At 69.1% G+C, this 26,783-nt stretch carries 32 protein-coding genes; 22 read left to right on the top strand and 10 right to left on the bottom strand.

Annotated features, from left to right (window positions below):
• Nucleotides 1–99 precede the first annotated feature (99 nt).
• From ACW9UR_RS18945 to ACW9UR_RS18935, 3 genes are all read right to left on the bottom strand, one after another.
• A complete protein-coding gene (locus ACW9UR_RS18945; protein WP_458918617.1) occupies nt 100–1,134 on the bottom strand; it encodes a calcium-binding protein in 1,035 nt (344 codons plus the stop codon).
• 246 nt (nt 1,135–1,380) lie between these two features.
• Nucleotides 1,381–1,998 carry a COG3650 family protein gene (locus tag ACW9UR_RS18940; protein WP_458918616.1) on the bottom strand — a complete coding sequence of 206 codons (618 nt, stop codon included), beginning with the start codon at nt 1,996–1,998 and terminating at the stop codon, nt 1,381–1,383.
• A gap of 8 nt (nt 1,999–2,006) precedes the next feature.
• A complete protein-coding gene (locus ACW9UR_RS18935) occupies nt 2,007–2,402 on the bottom strand; it encodes an acyl-CoA thioesterase (protein WP_458918615.1) in 396 nt (131 codons plus the stop codon).
• Between the two features lie 121 nt (nt 2,403–2,523).
• Here ACW9UR_RS18935 and ACW9UR_RS18930 point away from each other — a divergent pair, with 121 nt between their 5' ends.
• The 6 genes from ACW9UR_RS18930 to lpxK all read left to right on the top strand — a co-directional run bounded on the left by ACW9UR_RS18930 (nt 2,524) and on the right by lpxK (nt 7,726).
• Nucleotides 2,524–2,940, top strand: coding sequence for an MAPEG family protein (locus tag ACW9UR_RS18930; RefSeq protein WP_458918614.1), 417 nt, complete (start codon nt 2,524–2,526; stop codon nt 2,938–2,940).
• The gene (locus tag ACW9UR_RS18925) at nt 2,937–4,280 is read left to right on the top strand and encodes a TldD/PmbA family protein (protein WP_458918613.1); all 1,344 of its coding nucleotides are present in this window, start codon (nt 2,937–2,939) and stop codon (nt 4,278–4,280) included. Before ACW9UR_RS18930 ends, ACW9UR_RS18925 begins: the two co-directional genes overlap by 4 nt.
• Complete coding sequence (locus ACW9UR_RS18920) at nt 4,267–5,052, top strand: inositol monophosphatase family protein (protein ID WP_458918612.1); 786 nt, start codon at nt 4,267–4,269, stop codon at nt 5,050–5,052. Before ACW9UR_RS18925 ends, ACW9UR_RS18920 begins: the two co-directional genes overlap by 14 nt.
• A 141-nt stretch (nt 5,053–5,193) precedes the next feature.
• A complete protein-coding gene (locus ACW9UR_RS18915; protein WP_458918611.1) occupies nt 5,194–5,436 on the top strand; it encodes a DUF4170 domain-containing protein in 243 nt (80 codons plus the stop codon).
• Between the two features lie 5 nt (nt 5,437–5,441).
• Nucleotides 5,442–6,734, top strand: coding sequence for a 3-deoxy-D-manno-octulosonic acid transferase (locus ACW9UR_RS18910; protein ID WP_458918610.1), 1,293 nt, complete (start codon nt 5,442–5,444; stop codon nt 6,732–6,734).
• Nucleotides 6,734–7,726, top strand: coding sequence for a tetraacyldisaccharide 4'-kinase (gene lpxK, locus ACW9UR_RS18905; protein WP_458918609.1), 993 nt, complete (start codon nt 6,734–6,736; stop codon nt 7,724–7,726). Before ACW9UR_RS18910 ends, lpxK begins: the two co-directional genes overlap by 1 nt.
• Here lpxK and ACW9UR_RS18900 read toward each other — a convergent pair.
• Both ACW9UR_RS18900 and ACW9UR_RS18895 read right to left on the bottom strand, forming a co-directional pair.
• Entirely contained in the window at nt 7,723–8,364 is a 642-nt protein-coding gene (locus ACW9UR_RS18900) for a DsbA family protein (RefSeq protein WP_458918608.1), read from the bottom strand. The genes lpxK and ACW9UR_RS18900 overlap by 4 nt on opposite strands.
• Nucleotides 8,365–8,904 (bottom strand): DUF721 domain-containing protein, encoded by a 540-nt coding sequence (locus ACW9UR_RS18895; RefSeq protein ID WP_458918607.1) that lies wholly within the window; start codon nt 8,902–8,904, stop codon nt 8,365–8,367.
• An 87-nt stretch (nt 8,905–8,991) separates the two neighbouring features.
• On the opposite strand from ACW9UR_RS18895, the gene ACW9UR_RS18890 reads away from it, so the two are divergent.
• The 12 genes from ACW9UR_RS18890 to ACW9UR_RS18835 all read left to right on the top strand — a co-directional run bounded on the left by ACW9UR_RS18890 (nt 8,992) and on the right by ACW9UR_RS18835 (nt 19,316).
• Complete coding sequence (locus tag ACW9UR_RS18890) at nt 8,992–10,035, top strand: A/G-specific adenine glycosylase (protein WP_458918606.1); 1,044 nt, start codon at nt 8,992–8,994, stop codon at nt 10,033–10,035.
• 174 nt (nt 10,036–10,209) lie between these two features.
• Nucleotides 10,210–10,437, top strand: a complete 228-nt coding sequence (locus ACW9UR_RS18885; RefSeq protein WP_458918605.1) for a DUF6732 family protein — start codon at nt 10,210–10,212, stop codon at nt 10,435–10,437.
• Complete coding sequence (locus ACW9UR_RS18880) at nt 10,434–11,540, top strand: sirohydrochlorin chelatase (RefSeq protein WP_458918604.1); 1,107 nt, start codon at nt 10,434–10,436, stop codon at nt 11,538–11,540. Before ACW9UR_RS18885 ends, ACW9UR_RS18880 begins: the two co-directional genes overlap by 4 nt.
• Nucleotides 11,537–12,172, top strand: coding sequence for a precorrin-8X methylmutase (locus tag ACW9UR_RS18875; protein WP_458918603.1), 636 nt, complete (start codon nt 11,537–11,539; stop codon nt 12,170–12,172). The genes ACW9UR_RS18880 and ACW9UR_RS18875 overlap by 4 nt, the downstream gene beginning before the upstream one ends.
• Nucleotides 12,169–12,594: a CPCC family cysteine-rich protein gene (locus tag ACW9UR_RS18870; protein ID WP_458918602.1), complete on the top strand. Its 426-nt coding sequence runs from the start codon at nt 12,169–12,171 to the stop codon at nt 12,592–12,594. Before ACW9UR_RS18875 ends, ACW9UR_RS18870 begins: the two co-directional genes overlap by 4 nt.
• Nucleotides 12,591–13,787: a precorrin-6y C5,15-methyltransferase (decarboxylating) subunit CbiE gene (cbiE, locus tag ACW9UR_RS18865; RefSeq protein ID WP_458918601.1), complete on the top strand. Its 1,197-nt coding sequence runs from the start codon at nt 12,591–12,593 to the stop codon at nt 13,785–13,787. The genes ACW9UR_RS18870 and cbiE overlap by 4 nt, the downstream gene beginning before the upstream one ends.
• On the top strand, nt 13,784–14,485 hold the full coding sequence (gene cobI / locus ACW9UR_RS18860) for a precorrin-2 C(20)-methyltransferase (protein WP_458918600.1): 702 nt from the start codon (nt 13,784–13,786) through the stop codon (nt 14,483–14,485). The genes cbiE and cobI overlap by 4 nt, the downstream gene beginning before the upstream one ends.
• Entirely contained in the window at nt 14,472–16,268 is a 1,797-nt protein-coding gene (locus tag ACW9UR_RS18855) for a cobalamin biosynthesis protein (protein WP_458918599.1), read from the top strand. Before cobI ends, ACW9UR_RS18855 begins: the two co-directional genes overlap by 14 nt.
• Nucleotides 16,268–16,651, top strand: a complete 384-nt coding sequence (locus ACW9UR_RS18850; protein WP_458918598.1) for a GFA family protein — start codon at nt 16,268–16,270, stop codon at nt 16,649–16,651. The genes ACW9UR_RS18855 and ACW9UR_RS18850 overlap by 1 nt, the downstream gene beginning before the upstream one ends.
• 1 nt (nt 16,652) lies before the next feature.
• On the top strand, nt 16,653–17,417 hold the full coding sequence (cobM, locus tag ACW9UR_RS18845; protein ID WP_458918597.1) for a precorrin-4 C(11)-methyltransferase: 765 nt from the start codon (nt 16,653–16,655) through the stop codon (nt 17,415–17,417).
• Between the two features lie 87 nt (nt 17,418–17,504).
• Nucleotides 17,505–18,671 carry a 23S rRNA (adenine(2503)-C(2))-methyltransferase RlmN gene (rlmN, locus tag ACW9UR_RS18840; RefSeq protein ID WP_458918596.1) on the top strand — a complete coding sequence of 389 codons (1,167 nt, stop codon included), beginning with the start codon at nt 17,505–17,507 and terminating at the stop codon, nt 18,669–18,671.
• 141 nt (nt 18,672–18,812) lie between these two features.
• Nucleotides 18,813–19,316, top strand: coding sequence for a L,D-transpeptidase family protein (locus ACW9UR_RS18835; RefSeq protein ID WP_458918595.1), 504 nt, complete (start codon nt 18,813–18,815; stop codon nt 19,314–19,316).
• Here the strand turns inward: ACW9UR_RS18835 and dalA are convergent.
• A complete protein-coding gene (gene dalA / locus ACW9UR_RS18830) occupies nt 19,300–19,854 on the bottom strand; it encodes a divisome-associated lipoprotein DalA (protein WP_458918594.1) in 555 nt (184 codons plus the stop codon). The genes ACW9UR_RS18835 and dalA overlap by 17 nt on opposite strands.
• Before the next feature lie 150 nt (nt 19,855–20,004).
• On the opposite strand from dalA, the gene ACW9UR_RS18825 reads away from it, so the two are divergent.
• The 3 genes from ACW9UR_RS18825 (at nt 20,005) to ACW9UR_RS18815 (ending at nt 21,593) form a co-directional block, all read left to right on the top strand.
• Nucleotides 20,005–20,673, top strand: a complete 669-nt coding sequence (locus ACW9UR_RS18825) for a L,D-transpeptidase (protein ID WP_458918593.1) — start codon at nt 20,005–20,007, stop codon at nt 20,671–20,673.
• Nucleotides 20,674–20,840: 167 nt separating this feature from the next.
• Entirely contained in the window at nt 20,841–21,041 is a 201-nt protein-coding gene (locus ACW9UR_RS18820) for a hypothetical protein (protein WP_458918592.1), read from the top strand.
• A 147-nt stretch (nt 21,042–21,188) separates the two neighbouring features.
• Entirely contained in the window at nt 21,189–21,593 is a 405-nt protein-coding gene (locus tag ACW9UR_RS18815) for a RidA family protein (RefSeq protein ID WP_458918591.1), read from the top strand.
• 2 nt (nt 21,594–21,595) lie between these two features.
• Here ACW9UR_RS18815 and ACW9UR_RS18810 read toward each other — a convergent pair whose 3' ends face one another.
• Genes ACW9UR_RS18810 through ACW9UR_RS18800 form a run of 3 tightly spaced genes read right to left on the bottom strand, consistent with a single transcriptional unit; the run spans nt 21,596 to nt 25,323 of the window.
• Nucleotides 21,596–22,321 carry a YjbF family lipoprotein gene (locus tag ACW9UR_RS18810; RefSeq protein WP_458918590.1) on the bottom strand — a complete coding sequence of 242 codons (726 nt, stop codon included), beginning with the start codon at nt 22,319–22,321 and terminating at the stop codon, nt 21,596–21,598.
• Nucleotides 22,312–24,408, bottom strand: a complete 2,097-nt coding sequence (locus ACW9UR_RS18805; protein ID WP_458918589.1) for a YjbH domain-containing protein — start codon at nt 24,406–24,408, stop codon at nt 22,312–22,314. The genes ACW9UR_RS18810 and ACW9UR_RS18805 overlap by 10 nt, the downstream gene beginning before the upstream one ends.
• Before the next feature lie 60 nt (nt 24,409–24,468).
• Complete coding sequence (locus ACW9UR_RS18800; RefSeq protein ID WP_458918588.1) at nt 24,469–25,323, bottom strand: SDR family oxidoreductase; 855 nt, start codon at nt 25,321–25,323, stop codon at nt 24,469–24,471.
• A 103-nt stretch (nt 25,324–25,426) separates the two neighbouring features.
• Here ACW9UR_RS18800 and ACW9UR_RS18795 point away from each other — a divergent pair, with 103 nt between their 5' ends.
• Complete coding sequence (locus tag ACW9UR_RS18795; protein WP_458918587.1) at nt 25,427–26,035, top strand: LysE family translocator; 609 nt, start codon at nt 25,427–25,429, stop codon at nt 26,033–26,035.
• 63 nt (nt 26,036–26,098) lie between these two features.
• On the opposite strand, the gene ACW9UR_RS18790 is transcribed toward ACW9UR_RS18795, so the two are convergent.
• Nucleotides 26,099–26,707, bottom strand: coding sequence for an alpha-ketoglutarate-dependent dioxygenase AlkB family protein (locus tag ACW9UR_RS18790; protein WP_458918586.1), 609 nt, complete (start codon nt 26,705–26,707; stop codon nt 26,099–26,101).
• Nucleotides 26,708–26,783: the final 76 nt, after the last annotated feature.

Genomic DNA, 26,783 nt, shown 5'->3' with positions numbered 1-26,783 from the left:
AGAAACCGGCGGGCTGCCTTGCGCAACCCGCCTTCCACTTTCCACAGATACCTCCGCAAGAAGCCCCGCCGGCCGGGGGCGCGGAAGGCGAACTACCGATCAGGCGATCACGAGGTTGTCCAGGTAGATCGTCGAGCCGTCGTTGGTTTCCAGGATGAACTGGTCGACGTCGGTCAGGTCCAGGTTGGCGTCTGCCGCGAGCTCTCCCGCCGTGAATACACCGTCATCGTCCGTATCAAGGGCCGTGATGTCGTAGACCCAGACAGTGGGGTCGTTGTAGTCGCCGCCGACCGGGTCGTCCTGGACCAGCGAGAGGAGGACCTGCTCTCCGTCATCGAGATCCTCGATCGTGAAACTGACGACCTCGAAGCCGAAGTCGAACGCGGACTGGATGTTGACCTCTTCAGATATGCCCCAGGCGTCCGCGTCGTTCGAAATACGGAACTCGGTATCTCCGCCGCCATCCCAATCTACGATCCGGGTGCTTGCGTCTTCGACACCTCCCGACGGTATTCCGAGGAAGCTGGTGTCGAGAACCGTGGCGAGTACGTAAAGGCCGCTGCTGGTCAGCATGACCTCTCCGGAGCCGACCGCCGTATTGGCATCGTAGAGACCGTAGTCGGTTCCGAGGTTGTCGAAGGTCACCGTGTAATTGGAGGACACCTCGGTCGTCGAGGAGTTGATGATGACGCTTTCCACACCTGTCAGCGTGTCGGTGTAGCTGTCGCTGCCGACTGTGTAGCTGACCGTGGTCACGTCGCCCACCGTGCTGATCGTGTAGCTGTCGATCAGGAAATCGTAGATCACCGTGTCGACGCCGTCTCCGCCTTCGATCGTGTTGTCGCCGGTACCCGGCACGATCAGATCGTCACCGCCGCCCGCGTCGATGATGTCGGCGCCCTCGAACGTGTAGATCCAGTCGCTGCCGTCGCTGCCGGTCACATTGTCGACGCCGCTGGTGCCGCTGTCGAGATAATCGGCCTGTGCGGTGCCGAGGATGGTGTTCGTCGTATCCCCGCCGGTGTCGTTCTTGTTCTTGCCCTTGCCACCGCCGCCGCCACCGCCGGGACCGCCACCACCGGGTCCACCGCCGCCGGGGCCGGTGGAGGTGTCGTCCTTAACCTTCTTCGGCATCACTAGATCCCTTTCTTGGTCCGTCTGTCCCTCGACGCGCGGTGGGGGCGCGCTTCTATTTACGCAGCGGAAGTATACGGAATCCTGCCGAGTCGAACAATTTTGTTTCCCGGAAAGAAATTATTGCCGGGCAAGGGGATAAACGCCCGTTTATGGGGAACTTGCGCGAAAACTTGGGCCCCGGGCGACGGGTTCCGCCGGAACATATCTGATTCCACGAATGTTCTCAGGCGCTTCCGGCGCGGCTTAGCGTCCGCCGATCGAGCAGCAGCCGGTCAGCAGGCGCGCGCCGTCCGGTCCGCGCATCAGCAGGTCGATCGCGAGGCCATAGGCGCGGTCGGACATGCCGTCGGTGCAAGCCTCGGTGCGGATCGTGGCGGTCAGGGTGCGGCCGTCCTCGAAGACCCCGTCGACCGCCTGGCGGTAGGCCGGGCGGCCCTCGGCGCGGGCGGCGGTGTGCTGCGACAGCGGGAACGGCTCGACGCCCGGCTCGGACCAGCTGAGCGCGGTGCCGTCGGAGGTCAGGGTCCAGAACGGCTCGGTCCCGGAGCACCAGAGCGGGTGGGCGGTCAGCAGATCGCCCTCGACCGGGCCCGCGCCGGGGGCGAGGTACCGCATCGAGACCCAGCCGCTGCGCTCGCCGGTGTTGACCTGGCCCCAGTCGCCCGACGAGGACAGCGCCACCACCTCGACGCCCTTGGCGTTGTGCGGGATCCCGGCCAGTTTGCTGGCGGTGCCGCGCGGCGCCTCGCGCACGTTCAGCACATCGTCGGCGGCGACGCCGGTCACGTCGTAGAGCGCGGGCAGGGTCTGTGCGGTCGCGGCGGAAACGGTCAGCAGCAGGGCAAGCAATACGCGGATCATCGGGGTCCTCATCTGTCAGGAGCGGGCAGGGGGCGCTTGGCGCCGGTTTCGTCCACGGCGACGAAAACGAAGGTGGCGGAAGTGACCTGGACCCGGCGCGGCTCGGGCTGGCGGGTGACCCAGACTTCGGTGGCGATCTGCATCGAGGTCGTGCCCTCGCGCAGCATCCGGGCGAAGATCGACACGGTGTCGCCGACATGCACCGGCTTGTGGAAGGTCATCGCCTCGACCGCCACGGTGGCGACGCGGCCGCGGGCGCGGGACCGGGCCAGCACTGACGAGCCGAGGTCCATCTGCGCCATCAGCCAGCCGCCGAAGATGTCTCCGTTCGCGTTGGTGTCGCCCGGCATGGCGATGGTCTGAAGCGTGAGCTCTCCGCGTGGCGTGGCGTCGTCCGGCGTCATGCACCCCCCTTATGGTTGCGTTCACGCTAGGCGGAAGCGGCGCGTCGCTCAAGCGCAGTTGCCTGAGGCGCAGGGGCACCTTACGTTCCCGGCAGGCCGCATCGCCGAAGGACACCTGCCGATGACACCCACACCCGCCGTGCTCGCCGTCGCGCTCTATGCCGCGCTGAACGGGCTGATCTTCATGTGGCTGACCGCCCATGTCGGAAAGGTCCGCGGCCAGCGGAAGATCAGCATCGGCGACGGGGGCGACCCGGTGATGATCCGCGCCATGCGGGGGCAGGCGAATTTCGTCGAGGCCGTGCCGCTGGCGCTGATCCTGATGGTGATGGCGGCGCTGATCGGCACGCCCGCCTGGCTGCTGCATCTCTTCGGCGTGGCGCTGACCGCGGGCCGCGTGTTCCACGGTCTGCATTTCTGCGCCGAGGATGCGCCCGGCTGGCAGCGGGCGGCGGGCGCGGGGCTGACGCTGCTCAGCGTGCTGCTGCTGGCGATCGGGCTTCTGGGACATGTACTCTGGCTGATGGTGACCGCATGAGCGAACTTCAGGAACTGGCGAAGGCCGCGCTGCTGGCCGCCACAAAGGCAGGCGCCGAGGCGGCCGACGTGATCGCCGTGCGCGGCGACGGCATCTCGATGGAGATCCGCAACGGCGCGCTGGAACAGGCCGAGCGGGCCGAGGGCACCGACCTGGGCCTGCGGGTGCTCATCGGGCAGAAGCAGGCGAGCGTGTCGATCAGCGACACCCGCGCGGCGGCGATCGAAACCATGGCCGCCCGTGCCGTGGCGATGGCCCGCGAGGCGCCCGAGGACCCCTATGCCGGTCTGGCCGATCCGGACCAGCTGGCGAAAAGCTGGGATGTGGCAGCGCTCGACCTCGTGGATCCGAGCGACGCGCCGGACCCTGCCGCCCTGGCCGAGGCCGCCCGGCAGGCCGAGGCAGCGGCGCTGGGCGTGAAGGGGATCAGCCAGGTCTCGACGGCGGGGGCGGACTACAGCCGGACCTCGGTGCACCTGATGGCGACCAACGGGTTCTCGGGCGGGTACTCCCGCACCAGCCACTCGGTCGCCTGCGTGGCCATCACCGGCGAGGGGCTGGAGATGGAGCGGGATTATGCGGTGGAATCCCGGGTCCACGCCGAGGACATGCCAACCTCCGAGGAGGTCGGCCTGCTGGCCGCCGAGCGTACCTTGGCCCGGCGCGGTGCAAAGCAGCCGAAGACCGGGGCCTATCCGGTGCTGTTCGACGAGCGGATCAGCTCGGGGCTGATCGGGCACCTGCTGTCGGCGGTGAACGGCGGCTCGGTCGCCCGCGGCAACAGCTGGGCCAAGGCGTTGATGGGCGAGCAGGTGCTGCCGAAAGGGTTCGGCCTGGTCGAGGAGCCGCACCGGGCGCGGGTCGGCGGCTCGAAGCCGTTCGACGGCGAGGGGCTGCCGACGGCAACCAATCCGCTGGTCGAGGACGGAATGCTGCTGCGCTGGATTCTGGACCTTGCCAACGCGCGCAAGCTGGGCCTGAAAAGCACCGCGAACGCGGCGCGCGGCACCGGCGGGCCGCCGAGCCCGTCTGCCGGAAACCTGCGGCTGACCGGGCCGCAGACCACCCGTGAGGCGCTGCTGAAGGACATGGGCGAAGGGCTGCTGGTGACCTCGATGATGGGCAGCTCGATCAACCCGAACACCGGGGACTACTCCCGCGGGGCCTCGGGGTTCTGGGTGCGCGGCGGCGAGATCGCCGAGCCGGTGAACGAATGCACCATCGCGGGCAGCCTGCCCGAGATGCTCAAGGGGCTGCGCGCCGCGGACGACGCGCGCCAGCACCTGAGCCGGGTGATCCCCTCGTTGCTGGTCGAAGGCCTGACGGTTGCAGGCGCCTGAGGCCGATCTGGCGCTGCTGATCGAGGCCGCCCGCGTCGCCGGGCCCATCGCGCTGCGCCATTTCCGGTCCGATCCGAAGGTCTGGGACAAGGCGGACGGCGCCGGACCGGTGTCCGAGGCCGACCTGGAGGTCGATGCCGCGCTGGCCAAGGTCCTGCGCGCGGCGCGGCCCGACTACGGCTGGTTGTCCGAGGAGACCCCCGACGATGCCGACCGGCTGAGCCGGGACCGGGTGTTCCTGATCGATCCGATCGACGGCACGCGGGCGTTCATCGAGGGCACCAGCGCCTTCTCGCACGCGCTGGCGGTGGTCGAGCGGGGCCAGGTGATCGCAGCAGTGGTGTTCCTTCCCGCACAGGACAGGCTCTACGCCGCCGCCACGGGGCAGGGCGCGACGCTGAACGGCGCAGCCATCAGGGTCTCGGGTGCCGAGGACCCGGCGCGCGCGACGATCCTGGCGACCCGGCCGTCGCTGAAGCCGGAGTACTGGCCCGGCGGTGTGCCGGACGCCGAGCGCGGCTATCGCCCCTCGCTGGCCTACCGGCTGTGCCTGGTGGCCGAGGGACGCTTCGACGCGCTGGTGACATTCCGCGACAGCTGGGAATGGGACATCGCTGCCGGGACCCTGATCGTGCGCGAGGCCGGGGGCATCGTCACCGACGCGGGCGGCGGCGCGCCCGATTTCAACGCGCCGCACCGGCAGCAGGGCGGCTGCATCGCGGCGGCGCCGGGGCTGCACGCGCGGCTGCTGACGCTGCGCGGACTGGGCTGAGGCCGCGCGCGGGACCGCCGCCGGAGCCTCCGGCGGGGATATTTGGGGGAAAGTGGAAGGCGGGCCGCGCCGCGATGCTTGACCCGCTATCGGCAATGGCTAGGGTGCGCGGCGACGTCACTTCGACCCGAGGACATTCCCATGACCCAGCGCCTGCACCTTGTTTTTGGCGGCGAGCTTGTCGATCCGACCAAGTCCGCCTTCCGCAATGTCGACGAGATCGACCTTGTCGGGATCTTCCCGGATTACGCCAGCGCCTACGACGCCTGGAAATCGAAGGCTCAGCAAACCGTGGACGACGCGCACACCCGCTATTTCATCGCCCATCTGCACCGGCTGCGGGACGAGGAGACCGCCGCGTCTCCGACCGAGGAGCTGGGCTGAGCCGCATGCCGCGTTCGCTGGCGCTTGCGCTGGCGCTCGGCGCGTCCGAGCTGGCCTCGCTGTTCGCGCATGGCATCCTGCGGCGGCGGCAGGCGCGCGGCAAGGAGGACCCAGCGCGGATCGGGGAGCGGCTGGGCCGGGCCTCGGGCCCGCGTCCCGAGGGGCGGCTGGTGTGGTTTCACGCCGCCTCGGTGGGGGAGTCGGTGTCGCTTCTGGCGCTGATCGAGGCGCTGCTGGAGGCCGAGCCGGATCTGCATGTCATGGTCACCACCGGCACGACGACCTCGGCCGGGCTGATCGCGGACCGGCTGCCGGAGCGGGCGTTTCACCAGTACATTCCGCTGGATACCGGGCCCGCCGTGCGGCGGTTCCTGGGCCATTGGCGGCCGGACCTGGCGGTCTGGACCGAGAGCGAGCTGTGGCCGCGGCTGATCGTCAGCACCGCGAACCGGGGCATTCCGATGCTGCTGATCAACGCCCGCATGTCGGCGCGCTCGGCGCACCGTATGCAGCGGATGGGGCGCTACGGGGGCTCTCTGCTGGGGCGGTTCTCGGCGATCCTGGCGCAGGACGACGCCCAGGCCGAGCGGCTGCTGGCCGTCGGCGCGCCGCCCGAGCGGGTGGAGGTCACCGGCAGCCTGAAGGACACCGCGCAGCCGCTGCCGCATGACGAGATGGCGCTGAAGAACCTCATGAAACAGCTGGCCGGGCGCACCGTCTGGCTGGCCGCTTCGACCCATCCGGGCGAGGAGGAGCATGTCGCCCGCGCCCATCGCGAGGCCCGGCGCAGCGCGCACGGGCTGCTGCTGATCCTGGCGCCGCGCCATCCCGAGCGGGGGCCGCAGATCGCGAACGCTCTACGCGCCGAGGGCTGGTCGGTCGCGGTCCGCTCCGAGGGAGGGCAGCCGGACCGGAACACCGACATCTACCTGGCCGACACGCTGGGCGAGATGGGGCTGTGGTACCGGGTCGCGGCGGTCAGTTTCATCGGCGGCTCGCTGGTCGAGGTGGGCGGCCACAACCCGTTCGAGCCGGCGCTGCTGGGCTCGGCGATCCTGACCGGACCGCATGTGCAGAACTTCGAGACCGCCTACACGCGGTTCCGCCGGGCGGGCGCCGCCGTGCTGGTGCCGAGGCCCGAGGAACTGGGCGCGAAGCTGATCGAGACGCTGCCCCCAGACCGCGCCGCCGCGCTGGCGACCGCCGCCTGGTCGGTATCGTCGGAGGGCGCGGACGTGACCCGGCGGGTGCTCGAGGTGATCTCGGGGCATCTGCCGGACGCCAAGGCCGACGACTGATGCGCGCACCGGGGTACTGGACAAACCCGCCGAACGCGCCCGGGCTGACGGCGCGGCTGCTGACGCCGGTGGCGGCGGTCTGGGCTGTGTCCACCGCGCGGCGGGTGGCGCGCGCGCCCAGGGTGCGGCCAGGCGTGCCGGTGATCTGCGTGGGCAACCTGACGGCGGGCGGCACGGGCAAGACGCCGGTGGTGTCCGCCTTGCTGGAGCATTTCGCGGCCAGGGGCATTGCGGCGCATGCGCTGTCGCGTGGCTATGGCGGACGGCTGGAGGGGCCGGTGCGGGTCGATCCGCACGCCCACTCGGCGGACGAGGTGGGCGACGAGCCGCTGCTGCTGTCGGGGTTCGGGCCCGCCTGGGTCGCGCGCGACCGGGCGGCGGGGGCCGAAGCGGCAGAAGCGGGCGGGGCGCAGGTGATCGTGCTCGACGACGGGTTTCAGAACCCGGACGTGGCCAAGGACCTGAGCCTTCTTGTGGTCGACGCGGAGGCCGGGTTCGGCAACGGCCGGGTGATCCCGGCGGGGCCGCTGCGGGAGCCGATCGCCGCCGGGTTGAAACGCGCCGACCTCGTGCTGCTGATGGGGCCGGAGCCCGCGCGGCGGAAGGTGCTGAAAGACTGGCCCGCGCTGAAGGAGAAGCCGCTGGCGGAGGGGTCGTTGCAGCCTCTACCCACGGGGATGCCTTGGAAGGGACTGCGCTGCCTGGCCTTCGCTGGGATCGGGCGGCCGGACAAGTTCTTCGCGACGCTGCGCGGCACCGGGGCGGAGGTGGTCGAGACGCGGGCGTTTCCGGATCATGCGGCCTACAGCCGGGCGATCGTCGAGCGACTGCTACGCGAGGCGGCGCAGCTGAACGCCCAGCCGGTCACCACCGAGAAGGACGCGGTGCGCCTGCCGCCGGACCTCAGACCGAAGTTCCTGACCCTGCCGGTACGGCTTGCGCTGGCCGAGCGCGACGCCCTGGACGCCGCGCTCGACCGGATCCTGCCTTAGCCTGCGAGTTCCGCGTCCAGGCGGGCGGCGAAGTCCTCGTAGGGCATGTTCGACGCCTTTTCGCCGTTGATGATGAAGCTCGGCGTCGAGCTGATGTCGTCGGCGGTCGCGTTCTCCTGGTAGTCGGCGACCAGCGCCTCGGCCCAGGCCTGGTCCTGCACGCATTCCGTCATCGCTTCGTCGGTCAGCCCGGCTTGACGCCCGATGGCGAACATCGCGGCCAGCGCGTCCTGCGCGTTGTCGTGGCGGGTCCACTCGCCCTGTTTCTGGAACAGGCGGTCGACGATGCCGAAGTAGCGCTCCTGCCCGCCGCAGCGGGCAACCATCGAGGCCCAGAGGCCCAGCTTGTCGAAATAGACGTCGCGGACGATGAAGCGGACCTTGCCCGACTCGATGTAGTTGGCCTTGATCTTCGGATACACGTCGGTGTGGAAGCGCGCGCAGTGCGGGCAGGTCAGCGAGGCGTATTCGATCACCGTGACCGGCGCGTCCTCGGCGCCGACGGCCATTTCCTCGACGGTACGGGCGGCGCCTTCGGCGGTCGCAGCCTCCTGGGCCCACGTCGGCAGGGCCGGCGCGAGGCCGGCGACGAGGCCGGCACGCAGCACGGCGCGGCGGGTGGGTCGGATAAGGGTCATTCAGTTCTCCTTCGATGGCGACCCGGAGCGGGTCATCACGTTCTGTCCAAGCATCTGCAGCGCGCGGCGCAGGCCGTCGTCACCGACCTCAGCCACCACCTGCTCGGCCTCGGCGGCGATCTTCGGGTCGACCCGCGTCTCGGCCTGCGATTTCGGTCCCAGGAAGGCGGCCTGGGCCTCGGCGAAACCCTGCCCATCCTCCTGCGCGATGCGGACCCGGCTGATGGCGTTGTAGCCGTAACAGGCGTTCACCCGCTCGCGAATCGTCTCGGCCTGCATCTGCACTTCCGGCGCACGGGCACCGTCACAGGCCAGGGTCAGGGTAGCGCCGAACCCGTCGCGGGCATAGGCGACCTTCAGCGGCCGGGCGAGAGGCGCGAGGTCGGGGCCGACGATCTCGGCCCAGCGGGTCAGCAGGCGCGTTTCGGCGAAGCCGCGCTTGGCCGAGGCGCCCTGGATGCGGCCGCCCAGCAGCGCACCGGCCTGCGTGAAGCGGCGCACGCGCTTCGCGGTCGGGGTCTGGTTCGTGGTCTTGCGCATCCGGTCGGGCCTCGCCAAGGTCTGCCGTCACATTAACGTTCTGGGTACGGACAGCCAGCCCCACCCCGTCGCGAAAGGCAATAACAGTTGCGTGAACCTTCCTCCGAGACCCTGCTGGTCTGGTACGACCGCCATGCCCGGGCCCTGCCGTGGAGGGTGCCTCCAGGCAGCGCTCGGCGGGCCGATCCCTATCACATCTGGCTGTCCGAGATCATGCTGCAACAGACCACGGTGGCGGCGGTCGGTCCCTATTTCGCGAAGTTCACCGGGATCTGGCCGACGGTCGCGGACCTGGCAGCGGCCGCGGACGCGGACGTCATGTCTGCCTGGGCCGGGCTGGGCTACTACGCCCGCGCGCGGAACCTGTTGAAGGCAGCGCGGGTGGTCGCGAACGACCTTGGCGGGGTTTTCCCGGATACCGAGGCGGGGCTGGCGGACCTGCCAGGGATCGGGCCTTACACGGCGGCGGCGGTGGCGGCGATCGCCTTCGACCGGCGCGCAGTCGTGGTGGACGGTAACGTCGAGCGTGTCATGGCCCGGATCCGCGACATCCGCACGCCGCTGCCCGCCGCCAAGCCCGAGATCAAGGCCGCCGCCGGGGAGCTGACACCGCACGAGCGGCCCGGAGACTACGCCCAGGCGGTGATGGACCTTGGCGCCACCATCTGCACCCCGCGCAGCCCGGCCTGCGGCATCTGCCCGTGGATGGACGCCTGCGCCGGACGGCTTTCGGGCAGCGCGCCAGAGCTGCCCCGGAAGGCGCCCAAACAGGCCAAGCCGGTACGGCAGGGGATCGCCTATCTCGCCCGACGGGCGGATGGCGCGCTGCTTCTGGAGACCCGGCCCGACAAGGGCCTGCTGGGCGGGATGCTGGGCCTGCCCGGCACCGATTGGGCCGAGGACGCACCGGAACCAAGCCCTCCGATGCAGGCCGACTGGCGGCAGGCCCCGGTCGAGGTGCGGCACACGTTCACGCATTTCCACCTGCGCCTCGCGGTTATGGTCGCCGAGGTGCCCGAGGGCGCGACCCCGCGGCGCGGCGCGTTCCACCCGGCCCGCCATGCGCGCGGGGACGCGCTGCCGACGGTATTCCGCAAGGCCCTGAAGGCGGGGCTGGACGCGCTCGATTGAGCATTGCCGGGGCAGGGCGCGGCTGCTAGGCAGGACCCGACGATGCCGTATGGCTGAGCGGAAGATCCGACCCGTGCCGACCCAAACAGGGGGTGTGGGAGATCATCGTCCAAGGGCGCCCCCGCGGTGCCCCGTTCGGCTGTGCGGCGACCCAGACAGGAAAGGCCGCCGCCCATGACGTTCCCTCGACTGACAGTCCCCGCCGTTCTTCTTGCCGGTCCCGCGCTGGCGCATCCGGGCCATATCGCGGACGCCGCCGGGCACGACCACTGGATCGCGCTGGGCGCGCTGGGCGTCGCCGTCGGGCTGGCTGTCTGGGCCGGTCTGCGCGGCCGCAAGGGCAAGGACACCGAAGCCTCCGACGCCGAGGAAACCGACGCGGAAGAGGCCGCCGCCCAATGAGCAAGATCGGCGTGATGATCTGCGGGCACGGCTCGCGCAGCCAGGCGGCGGTGGACGAGTTCGCCCAGTTGGCGCAACAGCTGCCCTCGTATCTGCCGCCCGAGTGGCCGGTGGATTACGGGTACCTTGAATTCGCCAACCCGGTGATCCGCAACGGGCTGGACAATCTACGTGAAAATGGCTGCAACCATATTCTGGCCGTGCCGGGCATGCTGTTCGCCGCTATGCACGCCAAGAACGACATTCCAACCGTTCTGAACACCTATGCCGTCGAGCATGGCGTCAAGATCGACTATGGTCGCGAACTGGGTGTCGATCCGCGCATGATCGCCGCTGCCGCCAGCCGGATCGAGGACGCGCTAGCCGAGGCCGACAAGCAGGGCGAGGTGCCCCGGCACGAGACCTGCCTCGTGGTCATCGGGCGGGGGGCGAGCGACCCGGACGCGAACTCCAACGTCTCCAAGGTGGCGCGGCTGCTGTGGGAGGGCATGGGCTTCGGCTGGTGCGAGGTCGGCTATTCCGGCGTCACCTTCCCGCTGGTCGAGCCGTGCCTGGAGCATGCCGCCAGGCTGGGCTACCGCCGTATCGTCGTGTTCCCCTACTTCCTGTTCACCGGCGTTCTGATCGACCGGATCTATGGCTTCACCGACATGGTGGCCGAGCGCATGCCGGGCACCCAGTTCGTCAAGGCAGGCTACCTGGGCGATCATCCCAAGGTGCTGGAGACCTTCGCCGAGCGCGTGACCGAGATCCTCTCGGGCGACACGGCGATGAACTGCGGTATGTGCAAGTACCGCGCGCAGGTTCTGGGCTTCGAGGCCGAGGTCGGGATGCCGCAGGAAAGCCATCACCACCACGTCGAAGGGCAGGGGGCGAGCGCGCCCGGCTCAAACGTGGCGGATTGCGCGCTGTGCGACGATTTCTGTACCGGTGCTTGCCGGCTGGACATGGATCACCATCATCATCACCACCACGATCATGGGCATGGCGACGGGCATCACCACCATCACCACGATCATGACCACCACCACCCGCCCTATCCCCACGCCGACCACCCGCTGGGACCGGAGAGCGTGCGCAAGCACCTGAAGGCCAAGGGGTGATCGACTACGCCCGCGATCCGAAGGCGATCTACGCGCAGAGCTTCGCGACCGTGCGGGGCGAGGCGGCTCTGGACCGGTTCGCACCGGACGAGGCCGAGCTTGCCGTGCGGCTGATCCACGCCTGCGGGATGGTCGACATCGCCGAGACGCTGGAGGCGACACCCGGCGTGGTCGCAGCGGCGCGGGCGGCCCTGCGCGCGGGCGCGCCGGTGATCTGCGACTGCAAGATGGTCGCGGGCGGCGTGATCCGGCGGGCGCTGGACGGCAACGAGGTCGCCACCGCCATCGACGATCCACGCGTGCCGGCGCTGGCGCAGCAGATCGGCAACACCCGCTCGGCGGCGGCGATCGAACTGCTGGCGGACCGGCTGGGCAGCGCGGTTGTCGCCATCGGCAACGCGCCGACGGCACTGTTCCGGTTGCTTGAATTGCTGGACGAAGGGGCGAATATGCCTGCAGCCATATTCGGTTTTCCCGTGGGGTTCGTCGGCGCAGCGGAATCCAAGGCGGAACTGGCTTCCAATTCACGCGGCGTACCCTTCGCGACGTTGCCGGGGCGGCGAGGCGGCTCGGCCATGGCGGCGGCGGCGGTGAACGCAGTAGCACTGGGGCTGAGGGGGGACGGCACGTGATCGCGCCCCTGCCCGACTATATGGCCCCTCTGCGCGACGGCATGGAGCAGGTGCCCGGCCATGGCGGCAGCCTCTACTGGAAGCTCGGCAAGCGCTTTCTCTGCCCCTGCTGCCTGCTGCCGACCCTCTCCGGCCGCGCGGCCTACAACATCTGCCAGGTCTGCTGGTGGGAGGACGACGGCCAGGACGAGGCCGACGCGGATGACATCACCTGCGGACCGAACCACGGGCATTCGCTGACGCAGGCACGGAGGAATTTCCACGATCACCTGGACATGTACGATAGGGGCGAGGGGATCCGCGTGGTCCGCGACCCCTCGGCGCCGCGGCTGCGGATGCTGGCACATGTGCGCAAGGTGCTGGACGGAGAAGCCGCGGTGGATGCCGGAGAGTTGGAGAAGCTGATGAGGGCCTGCCGATGAGCGCCTGGCTGGACATCGTGGGCATCGGCGAGGACGGGATGGACGGGCTGACCCCTGCCGCCCGCGCCGTGGTCGAGGCCGCCGAGGTCATCATCGGCGGCGAGCGACATCACGGTCTAAGCCCGAACGTCACAGCCGAGCGCCTGTCCTGGCCCTCGCCCTTCGATGCGATGATCGACAAGATCGAGGCGCTGCGGGGCAAACGGCTGGTGGTGCTCGTGACCGGCGATCCGCTCTGGTACTCGGTCGGGGCGCGGATCCTGAAGGCGATCCCGGCGGAGGAGGTGACGTTTCACCCGCAGATCTCGGCCTTTCAATGGGCCGCCTGCCGCATGGGCTGGAGCCTTGCCGACGTCGAGACGCTAACCGTGCACGGCCGTCCGGTCGAGCAGGCAATCCCCTTCTTCGCCCCCGGCGTGCGGCTGCTGATGCTGACGCGGGACGGCAGCACTCCGGCCGAGATCGCGGCGCTGCTGACCGGGGCGGGGCTGGGCGACAGCCGGCTGACGGTGCTGGGCGCGCTGGGTGGGCCGCGCGAAAGCCGGGTAGACGGTATTGCCAGGGATTGGGCCGCCGAGAGCCCGGATTTCAACACGCTGGCGGTGGAGTGCATCGCCACGCCCGGTGCGCGGGTGCTGCCGCGCGGACCGGGGCTGCCGGATGATGCGTTCGAGCACGACGGCAAGATGACCAAGCAGGAGGTGCGGGCGCTGACGCTGGCCCAGCTTGGCCCACGGCGCGGCGCGGTGCTGTGGGACGTCGGCTGCGGCTGCGGTTCCGTCGCGGTGGAATGGCTGCGGCTGGCGCGCGACGGTGTGGCGATCGGGATCGAGCCGCTGGCCGAGCGTCGGGCGATGGCGGCGCGCAACGCACAGCGGCTGGGCGCACCGCGCCTGCAGCTTGTCGAAGGCCGCGCGCCCGAGGCGTTGGCAGACCTGCCGCGGCCCGATGCGGTGTTCCTGGGCGGCGGGCTGTCGGATGCGGTGATTGACGCCGCCGCGGAGGCGCTGACCCCGGCGGGGCGCTTGTTGGCGAACGCAGTGACGCTGGAATCCGAGGCACTGCTGATCGCGGCCCATGCCCGGCTGGGCGGGACGCTGACACGACTTCAGGTCTCGCGCGCCGAACCTGTTGGCCCGTTCCGCGGCTGGAAGCCGATGATGCCAGTGACGCAATGGGTGTGGGCGAAATGAGCGGGATCCTCTACGGCGTGGGCGTCGGCCCGGGCGACCCGGAGCTGCTGACGCTCAAGGCGCACCGGCTGATCTCCACTGCGACGACCGTGGCCTATCCGGCGCCGGATTCGGGCGAGAGTTTTGCCCGGTCCATCGTCTCCGGATTCCTCCCCGAGGGCGCGCGCGAGATCCCCATCGTGATCCCGATGCGGACCGAGCGCTTCCCCGCGCAGGAGGTTTACGACCGCGCCGCCGACGAGATCGCCGAGGCGCTGCAACACGGCGATGTCGTCGTGCTGTGCGAGGGCGATCCGTTCTTCTACGGCTCGTTCATGTACCTGTTCGCCCGGCTTGCGGGCCGGGCCGAGGTGCGGATCGTGCCCGGCGTGACCTCGATGACCGCCTGCGCGGCGGCGGTGCAACGCCCGCTCTGCGCCCGGAACGAGGTGCTGAGCGCCCTGCCCGCCACCCTGCCCGACGACGAGTTGCGCGCGCTGATCGCGCGGCCCGGCGCGCTGGCGATCATGAAGGTCGGGCGGCACTTGCCGCGCGTTCGCGCTCTGCTGGCCAAGGCCGGGCTGGAGCATCGCGCGGCCTTCGTCAGCCACGCCAGCCTGCCGCACCAGCAGGCGATGCCACTGGCGCAGGCACCCGACACCGCCCCCTATTTCTCGATGATCCTGGTCCCCGGAGACGACCCCCATGCCGGTTCCTGACAAGACCCCCGCCATCGTCACGCTGACCGCCAGCGCCGCGCCCCTGGGCGAACGGCTGGCCATCGAGCTGGGCGGCGAGCTGTATCGGCTCAGCGCCCCCGGCGTGGCCGACCACCTGCGCGGCCTGTTCGCCGTCGGGCGGCCTATCGTCGGCATCTGCGCCTCGGGCATCCTGATCCGCACGCTGGCTCCGCTGCTGGGGGACAAGTGGGCGGAACCGGCGGTTGTCGCGGTGGCCGAGGACGGCTCGGCCGCCGTGCCGCTACTGGGCGGGCACCACGGGGCCAACGCGCTGGCGAAGCGGATCGCCTCGGCCCTGGGCGGGGCTGCGGCGATCACCACGGCGGGCGATCTGGGCCTCGGCGTCGCGCTGGACGAGCCGCCCGAAGGCTGGCGGCTTGAGAACCCCGAGGATGCCAAAGCGGTGGCCCGCGCGCTGCTGGAGGGCGCAGCGGCAACCCTGTCTGGCGATGCGGCATGGCTGGGGGGCCTGGCGGTCCGCCGGGTGGCAGCCCCGGACGAGCATGCGCCCGTGGTGCTGACGGTTGCGGGGCTGCCCTCGCTGGTCTGGCGGCGGCAGGAGCTTGCGCTTGGCGTCGGCTGTGCGCGCGGGGCCGATCCCGAGGGGCTGATCTCGCTGGTCGGCAAAACGCTGGCTGAGGCGGGTCTGTCGCCCTTCGCGGTCCGTTGCGTTGTGTCGTTGGACCTGAAGGCCGACGAGGCCGCCGTGCAGGCGCTGGCCGCGCACCTGGGCGTGCCCGCGCGGTTCTTCCCGGCGGAGGTGCTCGAGGCCGAGAGCCCGCGCTTGCAGACCCCGTCGGACGTGGTCTTTGCCGAGGTCGGCTGCCACGGCGTCAGCGAGGGCGCGGCGCTGGCCGCGGCCGGGCCGGACGGCGCGCTGATCGTGCCGAAGCAGCGCACCACTGAAGCGACCTGCGCCGTGGCGCGGATCGGTTCTGCCCCGCAAGAGGGCCGGAAGCGCGGCAAGCTCTCGGTCGTCGGGATCGGGCCGGGGGATGCGGGCTGGCGCACGCCGGAAGCGACCCGGCTGATCGCCGAGGCGGACGAGCTTGTCGGCTATGGCCTTTACCTCGACCTGCTGGGACCGCTGGCGGCCAACACGCCGCGCAAGATTTTCGCACTGGGTGAGGAGGAAGCCCGCTGCCGTTATGCGCTGGAGTCGGCGGCAGAGGGGCGCGACATGGCGCTGGTCTGCTCGGGCGACGGCGGGATCTTTGCCATGGGTGCGCTGGTGGCCGAACTGCTTGACCGCGAGCCGGACAAGGGCGGCGTCAGCGATGCCGCGCGGCGGGTGAAAATCGTCAACGCGCCGGGGATCTCGGCGCTGCAGGCGGCCTCGGCCCGTGCGGGCGCGCTGCTGGGCCACGATTTCTGCGCCATCAGCCTCAGCGACCTGCTGACGCCGCGCGAGGCGATCGTCAAGCGCCTGCGCGCCGCCGCCGAGGGCGATTTCGTGATCGCCTTCTACAACCCCGTCTCGCGCCGCCGCCGCACCCTGCTGGACGAGGCGCGGCAGATCCTGCTGAAGCACCGCCCCGAAGACACGCCCGTGCTGCTGGCCTCGAACCTTGGCCGTCCGGACGAGAAGTTGACCCGCCGCACGCTCGCGACCCTGCAGACCGACGAGGTCGACATGCTGACCGTTGTGCTGATCGGCGCCAGCCAAAGCCGCGCCTTCCCCACCGGCGACTGCAGCGCCGGGGCCGAGGGCTGGCGGCTCTACACCCCGCGCGGTTACGCCAAGAAACTGGAGCAGGCGTGATGCAGGGCGGCTGTCTCTGCGGCGCGGTGCGCTACACTTTGTCGGCCAGTCCGGGCGAGGTCGTGGCCTGCCATTGCACGCAGTGCCGCCGGATGTCCGGGCACTACGAGGCCGCGGCCTCGGTCCCGGCTGACGCCATCAGCGTCACGGGCACGCCGCGCTGGTACCGCTCCAGCGCCAGCGCCAAGCGGGGGTTCTGCGCAGAGTGCGGCTCCAGCCTGTTCTGGCGGCACGACGGCAGCCCGCAGGTCTGGATCAACGTGGGGTCGCTGGACGGGCCGACCGGGCTGCGGCTGGCGGCGCATATCTTCACGGCAGAAAAGGGCGACTACTACGAGATCGCCGACGGGCTGCCGCAGTATCAGGACGAGGGGCCATACTGACATGACGGTTCACTTCATCGGCGCGGGGCCGGGCGACCCCGAGCTCATCACGGTCAAGGGCCAGCGGCTGATCGCGGAATGCCCGGTGTGCCTCTATGCGGGTTCGCTAGTACCCGAGGCGGTGGTCGCGGGCGCGCCCCAGGGGGCGCTGGTCATGGACACCGCGCCGATGACATTGGACCAGATCCTCGAGCAGATCGAAGCGGCGCATGCCAGGGGGCAAGACGTCGCGCGGGTGCACTCGGGCGATCCATCGCTTTACGGTGCGATTGCCGAGCAGATCCGGCGTCTGAACGCGCTTGGCATTCCCTATGACATCGTGCCGGGCGTGCCCGCATTCGCCGCCGCCGCCGCCGCGCTGGGGCGCGAACTGACGGTGCCCGAGGTCAGCCAGACGGTGATCCTGACCCGCACGGCGATGAAATCCTCGGCCATGCCCGAGGGCGAGGATCTGGACACGCTGGGCCGCTCGGGTGCGACGCTGGCGATCCACCTATCGATCCGCAACCTGCTGGAGGTCGAGCGCCGCCTGACGCCGCATTATGGCGCGGACTGCCCGGTGATCGTCGCTTACCGCGTCGGCTGGCCGGACCAGAGCTTTGTCCACGGCACCCTGTCCACGATCCGCGAGAAGGTTCGCGCCGCCAAGCTGACCCGCACCGCGCTGATCTTCGTGGGCCGCGCGCTGGACCCCGCGCAGGGCTTTCCGGACAGCGCACTCTACGATGCGGACCACGTGCATATCTTGCGCACGAAACGCGGCTGACTTGGCGCGAGACCCCGGACCCCCTATCTTCGGGGCAAAGCGTATGCTATGCGCTGCCGCTTCACGCCCACCCCGGAGAGCCCGATCATGACCGCAACCGCGCCCGTGACACAGGATCTGTTGACCATTCCGCGCAAGGACACCGGCCGTCCGAACCTGATCGGCCTGTCCCGCGACGCGCTGCGCGAAGCGATGATCGAGGCCGGCACGCCCGAAAAGCAGGCCAACATGCGTACCTCCCAGGTCTGGGCGTGGCTGTACCAGAAGGGCGCGCGCGACTTTGACGAGATGACCAATCTGTCGAAGACCTTCCGCGCCGCGCTGGCCGAGACCTACGAGATCCGCCGCCCCGAGGTGGTGACGCGCCAGGTCTCCGAAGATGGCACGCGGAAGTATCTGCTGCGCATCGCGGGCGGGCACGAGGTCGAGGCGGTCTACATTCCCGAGGAAGATCGCGGGACGCTGTGCATCTCCAGCCAGGTCGGCTGCACGCTGACCTGCTCGTTCTGCCACACCGGCACGCAGAAGCTGGTGCGCAACCTGACCGCCGGTGAGATCGTCGGCCAGATCCTTGTCGCCCGCGACGACCTGGGCGAGTGGGGCCACAAGGCCGACGGCAAGCGGCTGGTGTCGAACATCGTGCTGATGGGCATGGGCGAGCCGCTGTATAATTTCGAGGGCGTGCGCGACGCGATGAAGATCGCGATGGACGGCGAAGGGCTGAGCCTTTCGCGCCGCCGCATCACCCTGTCGACCTCGGGCGTGGTGCCGGAAATCGCCCGCGCAGGCGAGGAGATCGGCTGCATGCTGGCGATCAGCTTCCACGCCACCACGGACGAGACCCGCGACAAGCTGGTGCCGATCAACAAGAAGTGGAACATCGAGAAGCTGATCCAGGCCTGCCGCGACTACCCGCGCCTGAGCAACGCCGAGCGGATCACCTTCGAGTACGTGATGCTCAAGGGCGTCAACGACAGCGACGCCGACGCCAAGCGGCTGGTCAAGCTGATCGCGGGCATCCCGGCCAAGATCAACCTGATCCCGTTCAACCCCTGGCCGGGCGCGCCCTACGAGCGTTCGGATTGGGACCGGATCGAGGCCTTCGCCGAGATCGTGAACCGCGCCGGTTACGCCAGCCCGGTCCGCACCCCGCGGGGCGAGGACATCATGGCCGCCTGCGGTCAGCTGAAGTCCGCGACAGAGCGCGCCCGCAAGTCACGCGCCCAGATCGAGGCCGAGGCGACACAGGGCTGAGCGCTCAACTCTCTGTCATTCGCGCCACACACTTAATGTTGCAGGGTTTTACTGTCTTGCCGGTAAAACCCTCATTGAGGTATCTTCGCGCCCGAAATCGTCCGTAGAGACGGTTCGGGCAGGTCGAAGAGGTCGATAAACATGTCAGGCATATCCCGGCCGCGTCGCGCGGTCCTTCTCGGACTGGCGGCCGCCAGTCTTACCGCATGCGGGCGCAACTACGCCAAGTTGCCGCCTGCCGATCACGTCATGGTGCTCAAGGCCGAACGGCGCCTGCTGCTTTTGCAGCAGCAGCAGCCGGTGCGCGAGTTCGATATCGGGCTGGGCTTCGCCCCGGACGGTCACAAGCAGGTTTCCGGCGACGGCAGAACGCCTGAGGGCCGCTATTTCGTCGACCGCAAGAACCCGCAGTCGGCCTATCACCTGAGCCTGGGGATCAACTATCCCACGCCCGAGGATGTGGCGCGGGCGCAGGCCATGGGCATCGATCCGGGCGGCGATATCTTCATCCACGGTGAGCCGAATACGGGCAAGCGCCGGAAAGGCAACGACTGGACCGCCGGCTGCATCGCCGTGCGGAACCGCGAGATCGAAGAGATCTACTCGCGGGTTCCGCTCGGCACGCCGGTCACGATCCTGGCGTGACCGGGTAGGCGTCCGCTGCGCGGGCGATGAGCGGGCTGAAGCCCGACTGACCGAGAACCTGAACCCACCACAGCTTGCCGGTGGGTTCCTGATACCAGCCGAAGCCGACGCTGTCCGCGCCCGGTGACAGCATCACCCGGCTGGTCACCGGATCGTTCACCCAGCTCTGGAAGACGGTGATCTCGTCGTCGAAGGACTCCGAGATGTTCTCGCCCAGAACGCGGCCCTGGAAGCCGGCACGCTCGGCCCGGTCGCGGGGCGAGCTGCCGTCCGAACCGAAGTGCCAGGCCCGTTCCTGAACGCTCATGTCCCGCGCGTGGGTCTTGGCGGCCGCCGTCAGCTGGGCGTTCAGCTGAACCGGCTGCTGGCCCCGCGACGTGCGATACGCGTTCAGCGCATCCACGTGGCCGGTCTGAATGTCGTTCGTCTGCGACGCCCGGATCATGTTGACGCCGTTGACCTGATCGGGGACGGACGGGGCGCATGCCGCAAGCAGTCCGAGACCGACGAACAGCAGCAATCCGCGTAGTTTTTGCATGGCACCTTCCAAGTCGTAAATCAGCTGCACATCTAGCGTTACACGCCACAGTGTTCAAACGCTGTTTGAAGGTTGGCAAGTGTTGGCCTATAACTTCCGGTGGAGTTGTTGCAGGGGTGTACGCCCCTGAACGAGACGGGGAGCACAACCATGACCGACTCGACCAGGCGGATGAGCCGCCGCCAGGCAGTGCGGCTGCTGGGCGGGGCTAGCCTCGGATTGGCCACCGGCGCCTGCGGCAAGCGCGCTGAAGATCTGATGGACGATTACGCGACTGTCAGCCAGTCTGCCGGACGGCCGCTCACGGGTCTGAGCCTCGACAATTCGCAGCTTCTGGACCTGCGGCAAGCGGGGCTGGACCGGCGGGTTTCGGGATTCCAGGCGCGCAACTGGCAGGACCATTTCCCGACGCTGAACCGGGGCGCGATCCTGATCGATACCAATGCCCGGGTACTACATTTCTGGGCTGACGAGTACGGGTTCTACAAGATCTATCCGACGTCGGTGCCGACCTCCGAGGATCTGACCCGCCGGGGCCGGACGTCTGTGGTTCTAAAGCGCGAGGGGCCGGACTGGCGCCCGACGCCGAACATGCGCCGCCGCAATCCTGCGCTTCCCGCCTATGTCGCGCCGGGGCCCGACAACCCGCTGGGCACCCATGCGCTGAACCTCGGCTGGACCTACTACCGGATCCACGGGACCAACGACGTGCTCAAGGTCGGACGCCGCGCCTCGAGCGGGTGCTTCGGTCTCTACAACGTCGATATCGCCGAGGTGTTCTCCTACACGAAGATCGGGACTCAGGTGCTGGTCGTCTGAGAACAGATTGCAATAATAGGGCGCCTATATTGCAACAAAGGCACAGATGGTGGGAATCGCGACTCACGATTTGCCACGACGTTGAAAAAATACAGGTTTGCCAGTACCCGTGAAGGGCACCGCCCTGCGCTGGGCACGCACTCGAAGTTTGGCCATAGGAGACCAACATGAAAAAGATCGCTCTGACCGCAGCTGCGCTGCTGGTTGCTGCTCCCGCTGCCTTCGCTGGCAACGCCGAAGTTTTCGTCGCTCCCCCGGAGCCGGTTGTTGAAGAGCCGATGGGCGGTTCGAACGCCGGTTGGGTCGTTCCCCTGATCGCCGTCGCCCTGGTTGCCGGTGGCGTTGCTCTGGCCGCGTCGAGCGACTGATCCCTTTACGGATCTACAGTTTACGGAACGGGCGCCTTCGGGCGCCCGTTTCACGTTCGGGGTACCTGTTGCGGATAGGTCGCACATGGTCCCCCACATCTTGCGTTCCGCGAACAGCACCCGTGGCACGCCCCGATGGAGGCGCCGATGACACATGACCGGCAGCTGATTACCAACGGCAACCCGATGGAGACCATCGCGGGCTTCAGCCGCGCGGTTCGGGTGGGCCGTCACGTGTTCGTCGGCGGCACCGCCCCGGTCGACCCCGAGGGCAAGACCGTGGGTGTCGGCGACGTCGGCGCGCAGACCCGCCGCTGCTTCGAGATCATCGAGGCGGCGCTTGCCGAGGCCGGCGCAAGCCTGGCCGACGTGACCCGCACCCGGGTGATTCTCACCGACATCGACCGGTGGCGCGAGGCGATCGAGGTACGCAAGGAATTTTGCCGCGAATCACGGCCCGTCGACACGATCATGGCCGTCACGCGTTTCGTGAACCCGGAATGGCTGGTGGAGATCGAGGTGGACGCGGTGATCGCCTACCGGGACGGCTGAACTCAGCCGTCGAAAGGTTCGAGGATCTCGACGTCGAGGAAGCCCTGCTGCGGACCGACCCACTGCAGCGTGCGCCAGATCATGCCGCTGCGCGGGTTCACGAAGTGATAGTTCGAGAACGCCACCTGCTGGCCGTTGATGTCGACGCCCGCGCACTGCTCTTCGACCTGAATGCCGGTGTAGGTGATCTCGACGATCTCGATCTGCCGCGTCTCGCCCGGCACATAGCTGCAGTTGACCTGCAAGGGATCGCCCTCGGGGCCATCGTCGCCGGGGAAAAAGTAGATGCGCGTGACAGCAGCCGGCCAGTTCGCGAGCGGCAGGGGGCGCGACACCGGATCGGCGGCGCCGGGCTGGACCGACAGCAAATCGTACCCAAGACCGCGGGTGCCGGTGACCAGGCTGCCGTTCATCGTCACCATCTGCCCGAAGCGCGAAATGTAGCTGACGTAGCCACCGTTTACCGTCGCCGCGCTCATGATCGAGCGGGACGCCTCGGTGGCAAGGCGGGCGCGAATCATCGCCGTTCCGGTCGCCTCGATCTGCGCGCGCGTGAGTTCGGCCGGGGTCCGCGCCGCCTCGGCGGTGGCTTCCGCAACCTTGTCATCCTTGCCGAAGGGCCAGACGTCGCCCAGCGTCTGCTGCAGCACGCGCATGCTCTCCGCTTGCTCGCTGCCGCAGGCCGAGAGCGCCAGAAGCGCGGCGAGGATCCCTGCCCTTACTGCCAAAACGCGCTCCATCCATCGCGAAGCGAGGCGCGGTCCAGCTCGCGCACCCGGTCGTAGAGCCGGCCATCCACGTCGAGCCGCGCGCCGCCGTCGTTCTCGACCGGCATGACCGCGATGCTGGCCTCGGACTTGGTCTCGAACGGTACGCCCCAACGCAGCGGCAGGGTCAGCTCGATGCCCTTGGCAAAACTGCCGTCGCCGAAATCGTCGAAGCTGACATCGGTGCGGGTGAAGAAGCCGCGCACCTCCCAGCCGTTGTTGAAGCGGCGGGACAGGCCGAAGGTCGCGCCCCAGTCGCCGGCAAGGTAGCGGCCCGCGTCGAGCTGCGCCTCGATCCCGCGATAACCAGTGTCCCAGTAGACCGAGGCGTGCCCGGTCCAGACGTCGTAGTCCTGCAGCGCGAACGGATCGTCGATGTCGCGCTGGCGGACGTAGTTGATCTCGGACCCGAGCGCGACCGGCAGGTCGGTCGGCGCATAGAGCACCTCGGCGCTGACGCCGGTGAACATCCGCTCGAGGATACCGCCGGTCAGACGACCGTAGAGCGCCGGGCGGAACTTGGTCACGTAATCCGCGGTCAGCCGCTCGATATCGATGTCGCGCCCCGAGTAGTAGAGGTCACTGTCGCTGCGCACGCGCGGCAGCGGGCTGGAGGAGGTCGACTCGGTCTTCTGGTCGGTGCCGATCAGGAAGGCCGACAGCTCGCCGGTGACGCTGAGCCCCCGGGTGAACTGGTAACTGGCGCTGGCGTTGATCTGGATGTCGGGCCGGAAGCCGTCGTCCACGTCCAGCAGGTTGACGGGGATCGACGGGCCGATGCCCCAGGAGAAGCGCGGCGAGATCGGCCGGCGGAACACGTCGCCGCCGGTCAGCCGCGCCTGCGCTGCGGAAAGCTCGGTCGTCTCCCAGCTGGCCAGCGACGCATTGGGGCGGTCCACCTGCGCCTCGACGTCCGAGCGCCTGATCGTGGCGGTCGTGACCGGCAGTCCGTCGTTGAGCAGCGTGATGTTGAACGTCTCGACCGAGGGCGGCATCGCGAGCGCCAGCAGGCGGGTGACGCGACCGATCGCCTTGGGCCGACGCTGGATCTGGGTATTGTTGAGGTAGAGATCGACCTGGGTGCCGGTCAGCCGAGCCTCTTCGATGATGATGCCGTCGGCGGCCAGCGCCTCGCCCAACGTGTCGATCAGCTGCTGCTTGCCCTCGGTATTCGTCTCCCACCCGGTGTTGCGGGGGGCGTCGGGCGCGCGCGCGACGACCGGGCTGGGCCCGGCGCCGAGGTCCTGCGGCATCAGCGGCTTTTTCGGGTTGCCCCGGATGGTGAACTGGAAACCGAAGGACGAGCCGTACATCCACGCAGCCGAGGCCTGCAGATAGTCGTTCGGCGCGTAGGCGACGCCGAAGTTGAAGTCGGACTTGCGGTCGAAGCCGCCGTTCGACTCGGGTTCGTACTCGTCAGAGGAATATTCCGCCAACAGCCGCACGCCGTCGATCGGCGTGTCCCATGCGACACCGCCAAAGAAGGCGGCCTCGCCCTGGAAGTAGCTGTCGAACTGAAGCTGGCCCGGCGGATCTGTCACCGGACCGCGGTCGCCGAAGATCTCGCCCAGAGTGCCGCTGCTGCCCAGCCGCCCCCAGCCGAGGCCGCCGGTCAGGGTCAGGCCGTCGACGACCTCCTTGCTGGCGACAATGTACTCCGCGCCATAGGGGCCGTCGCCCAGCAAATCGCGGAAGCCGAGTGCCACGCCGGGCAGCCAGCCATCCTCTTCGACCAGTTGGAAGCTGAGGTCGAAGCCGCGCGCGGTGCTTTTCTGACCGGGTGCGTCGGTGATCTCGGACAGGCGGATCGTGCCGTGCACGCGGGGCAGCATCTGGAAGCCGATAGAGGTGCGCTTGCTGTCGCCGACCTGTCCGTAGGTGATGCTCAGCTCGCCGTCGGGAAGCTGCTCGGCCGAGGGCATGTCGATCAGGCCCGGATTGCCGTATAGATTCAGCGTCTGCGCCGATACCGGCGCAGCGATGCCTGCCAGCACCGCGACAATCGTTCCCGCGACCTTTTCCTGCCTCAACGCACGTATTCCCAGCATGTCCGGAGCCTTGTTCCACGACCCGGAGCGCGGTGACAAGCCCTGCGTAATTTTTGGGCGCTACCCGTGCGCGGAAAGCACAGCTTTCAGACCTTCGCGGTAGTTCGGGTGTTTCAGCACGACACCAAGCTCGCGCTTGATGCGGTCGTTTCGCACCCGCTTGTTGTCGGCATAGAAACTGCGCGCCATCGGGCTGAGATCGGCCTGCTCGAACGGCAAGTCCGGGGGCACGGGCACGCCCAGCAGGTTCGCGGCGTACTCGATCACGTCCTGCGGCGGGCCGGGCTCGTCGTCGGCGACGTTGTAGGCGCGGCCCGGATGGGGGCGTTCGAACGAGGCCAACAGCACCTGCGCGATGTCCTCGACGTGGATCCGGCTGAAGACCTGCCCCGGCTTGACGATCCGCCGCGCGGTGCCGTCGCGCAGCTTGTCGAACGCGGACCGGCCCGGCCCGTAGATCCCGGCCAGCCGGAAGATGTGGACGGGCAGGGCGTGGTCCTCGAACAGTCCCATCCACGCGGCGTTCTGCGTCGCGCGCAAGCCGCCGCGATGGGTGGCCGGGACCAGCGGCGCGTCCTCGCCCACCCAGTCGCCGTCCTGATCGCCATAGACGCCGGTGGTCGAGAGCAGACCCAGCCATTCCAGCTTCGGCATCCGGCCGACATGCGCCGCGATCAGGTCGTAGGCGGGATCGCCCGCATCGCGCGGCGGGACCGAGGACAGCACATGCGTCGCCTGCGCGAGGGCGGGCGTCAGTTCCTCTCCGGGCCAGAGCAGGGGCTCGGCGCCCGCATCGCGGACCGCCTTCAGCCCCTCGGCGCTGCGGGTGGTGCCGGTGACGCGCCACTCGGAGCCGAGCGCACGGGTCAGCGCGGTGGCAGTGAAGCCGAAACCGAGGCAGAGAAGATGCGGCATGGGGGCCTCCTTTCGCCTCCCTACCTAGCGCGGGCCGGGCGGCGGGGCGAGGGGTTGACGGCGTACGGTCGCTGCGCCCTTGTGGCGGCGAGAGGAGACCCGGATGCCCGAGCTGCACACGCTGCTGATCTTCACCCCCGTCGCGCTGGCGCTGAACCTGACGCCGGGGGCAGACATGCTGTTCTGCCTCGGGCAGGGCATGCGCTCGGGTCCGCGCGCCGGGATCGCGGCATCGCTGGGCGTCGCGATCGGCGGCATGGGCCACGCGCTGGCGGCGGGACTGGGGCTGGCGGCGCTGATGCAGGCGCAACCGCTGGCCTTCGAGGTCGTCCGCTGGGCAGGGGTGGGTTACCTTGCCTGGATCGGCGTGCAGGCGTTCCGCGCGCCCGCGCCCGAAGCCGGTCCCGGACCGGGCTACAGCGCCGCGCGGGCCCTCCGGGAGGGGGCGCTTGTGTGCCTGTTCAACCCGAAGGTCGCCATTTTCATGCTCGCGCTGGTGCCGCAGTTCATCCACCCCGAGGCCGGGCCGGTGCTGACCCAGTTCCTGGTGTTCGGCCTGGTGCTGATGCTGGGCGGTGCTGCCGTGAACGGGCTGGTCGGCGGCTTTGCCGGACAACTCGGCCGCGGTTTCGCGCAAGGCCGCCCGATGCGCTGGGGAACCGGGTGCCTGTTCCTGGGGCTGGCCGCGGGGCTGGCGCTGGACCGCCGATAGGGGTTGCGCAGGTCGCAGGCGGGGGCCTCCGGCGGGGATATTTGGGGAAAGTGGAAGGCGGGGTCAGGTGACCACACGCAGCGTGAGGTTCAGCCGTCCGCCATTTTCCAGCAGGTCCGAGCGGCCGAAGAAGATCCGGTCGATGCCGTGATGGCGCAGGCGGGCTGGGCCGGCCATGACCAGCACATCGCCGCTTTCGAGCTTGAAGGAGGACGTCTTGCCGCCGCGCTCGGTGCCGCCGACGCGGAAGGTGGCCGGATCGCCCAGCGAGATCGAGACGACCGGCTGGGTGAAGTCGGCCTCGTCCTTGTCCTGGTGCAGGCCCATGCGGGCCTTCTCGCGGTAATGGTTGATCAGGCAGCACTCGGGCGCGCGGGCCTCGGGCGCGACCTGCGTCCAGACGTCGAGCGCGCCCTGGGGGATGGGCGGCCAGGGCGTACCCGAGGGATGTTCGGTGATGTAGCGGTAGCCGCGCCGGTCGGAATACCAGCCGAACTGCCCGGCCGAGGTCATCGCCACGCTCATCGGCTTGCCCCAGGCGGTCAGTGGCGAGAACAGCGGCGCCTGCGCCACCACGTCGCGCAGTTCGGCCACCAGCGATTGCTGCGCGGCGCGGTCCAGCAGGGTCTTGTGAAGTGTGAGACCCTCGATCCCGGTATCGAGCACTGGCATGGCCCAACCTCCTTCTACGATGGCAATGAAGGGCAACCGCCGCTCGCCGCCGGTCACAATCCCGTGAAAAAAGTGC

It is taken from the genome of Halovulum sp. GXIMD14794, from assembly GCF_054457455.1.
The sequence above is the reverse complement of the archived record's forward strand: the minus strand, read 5'-3'. Positions and strand labels throughout refer to the sequence as shown.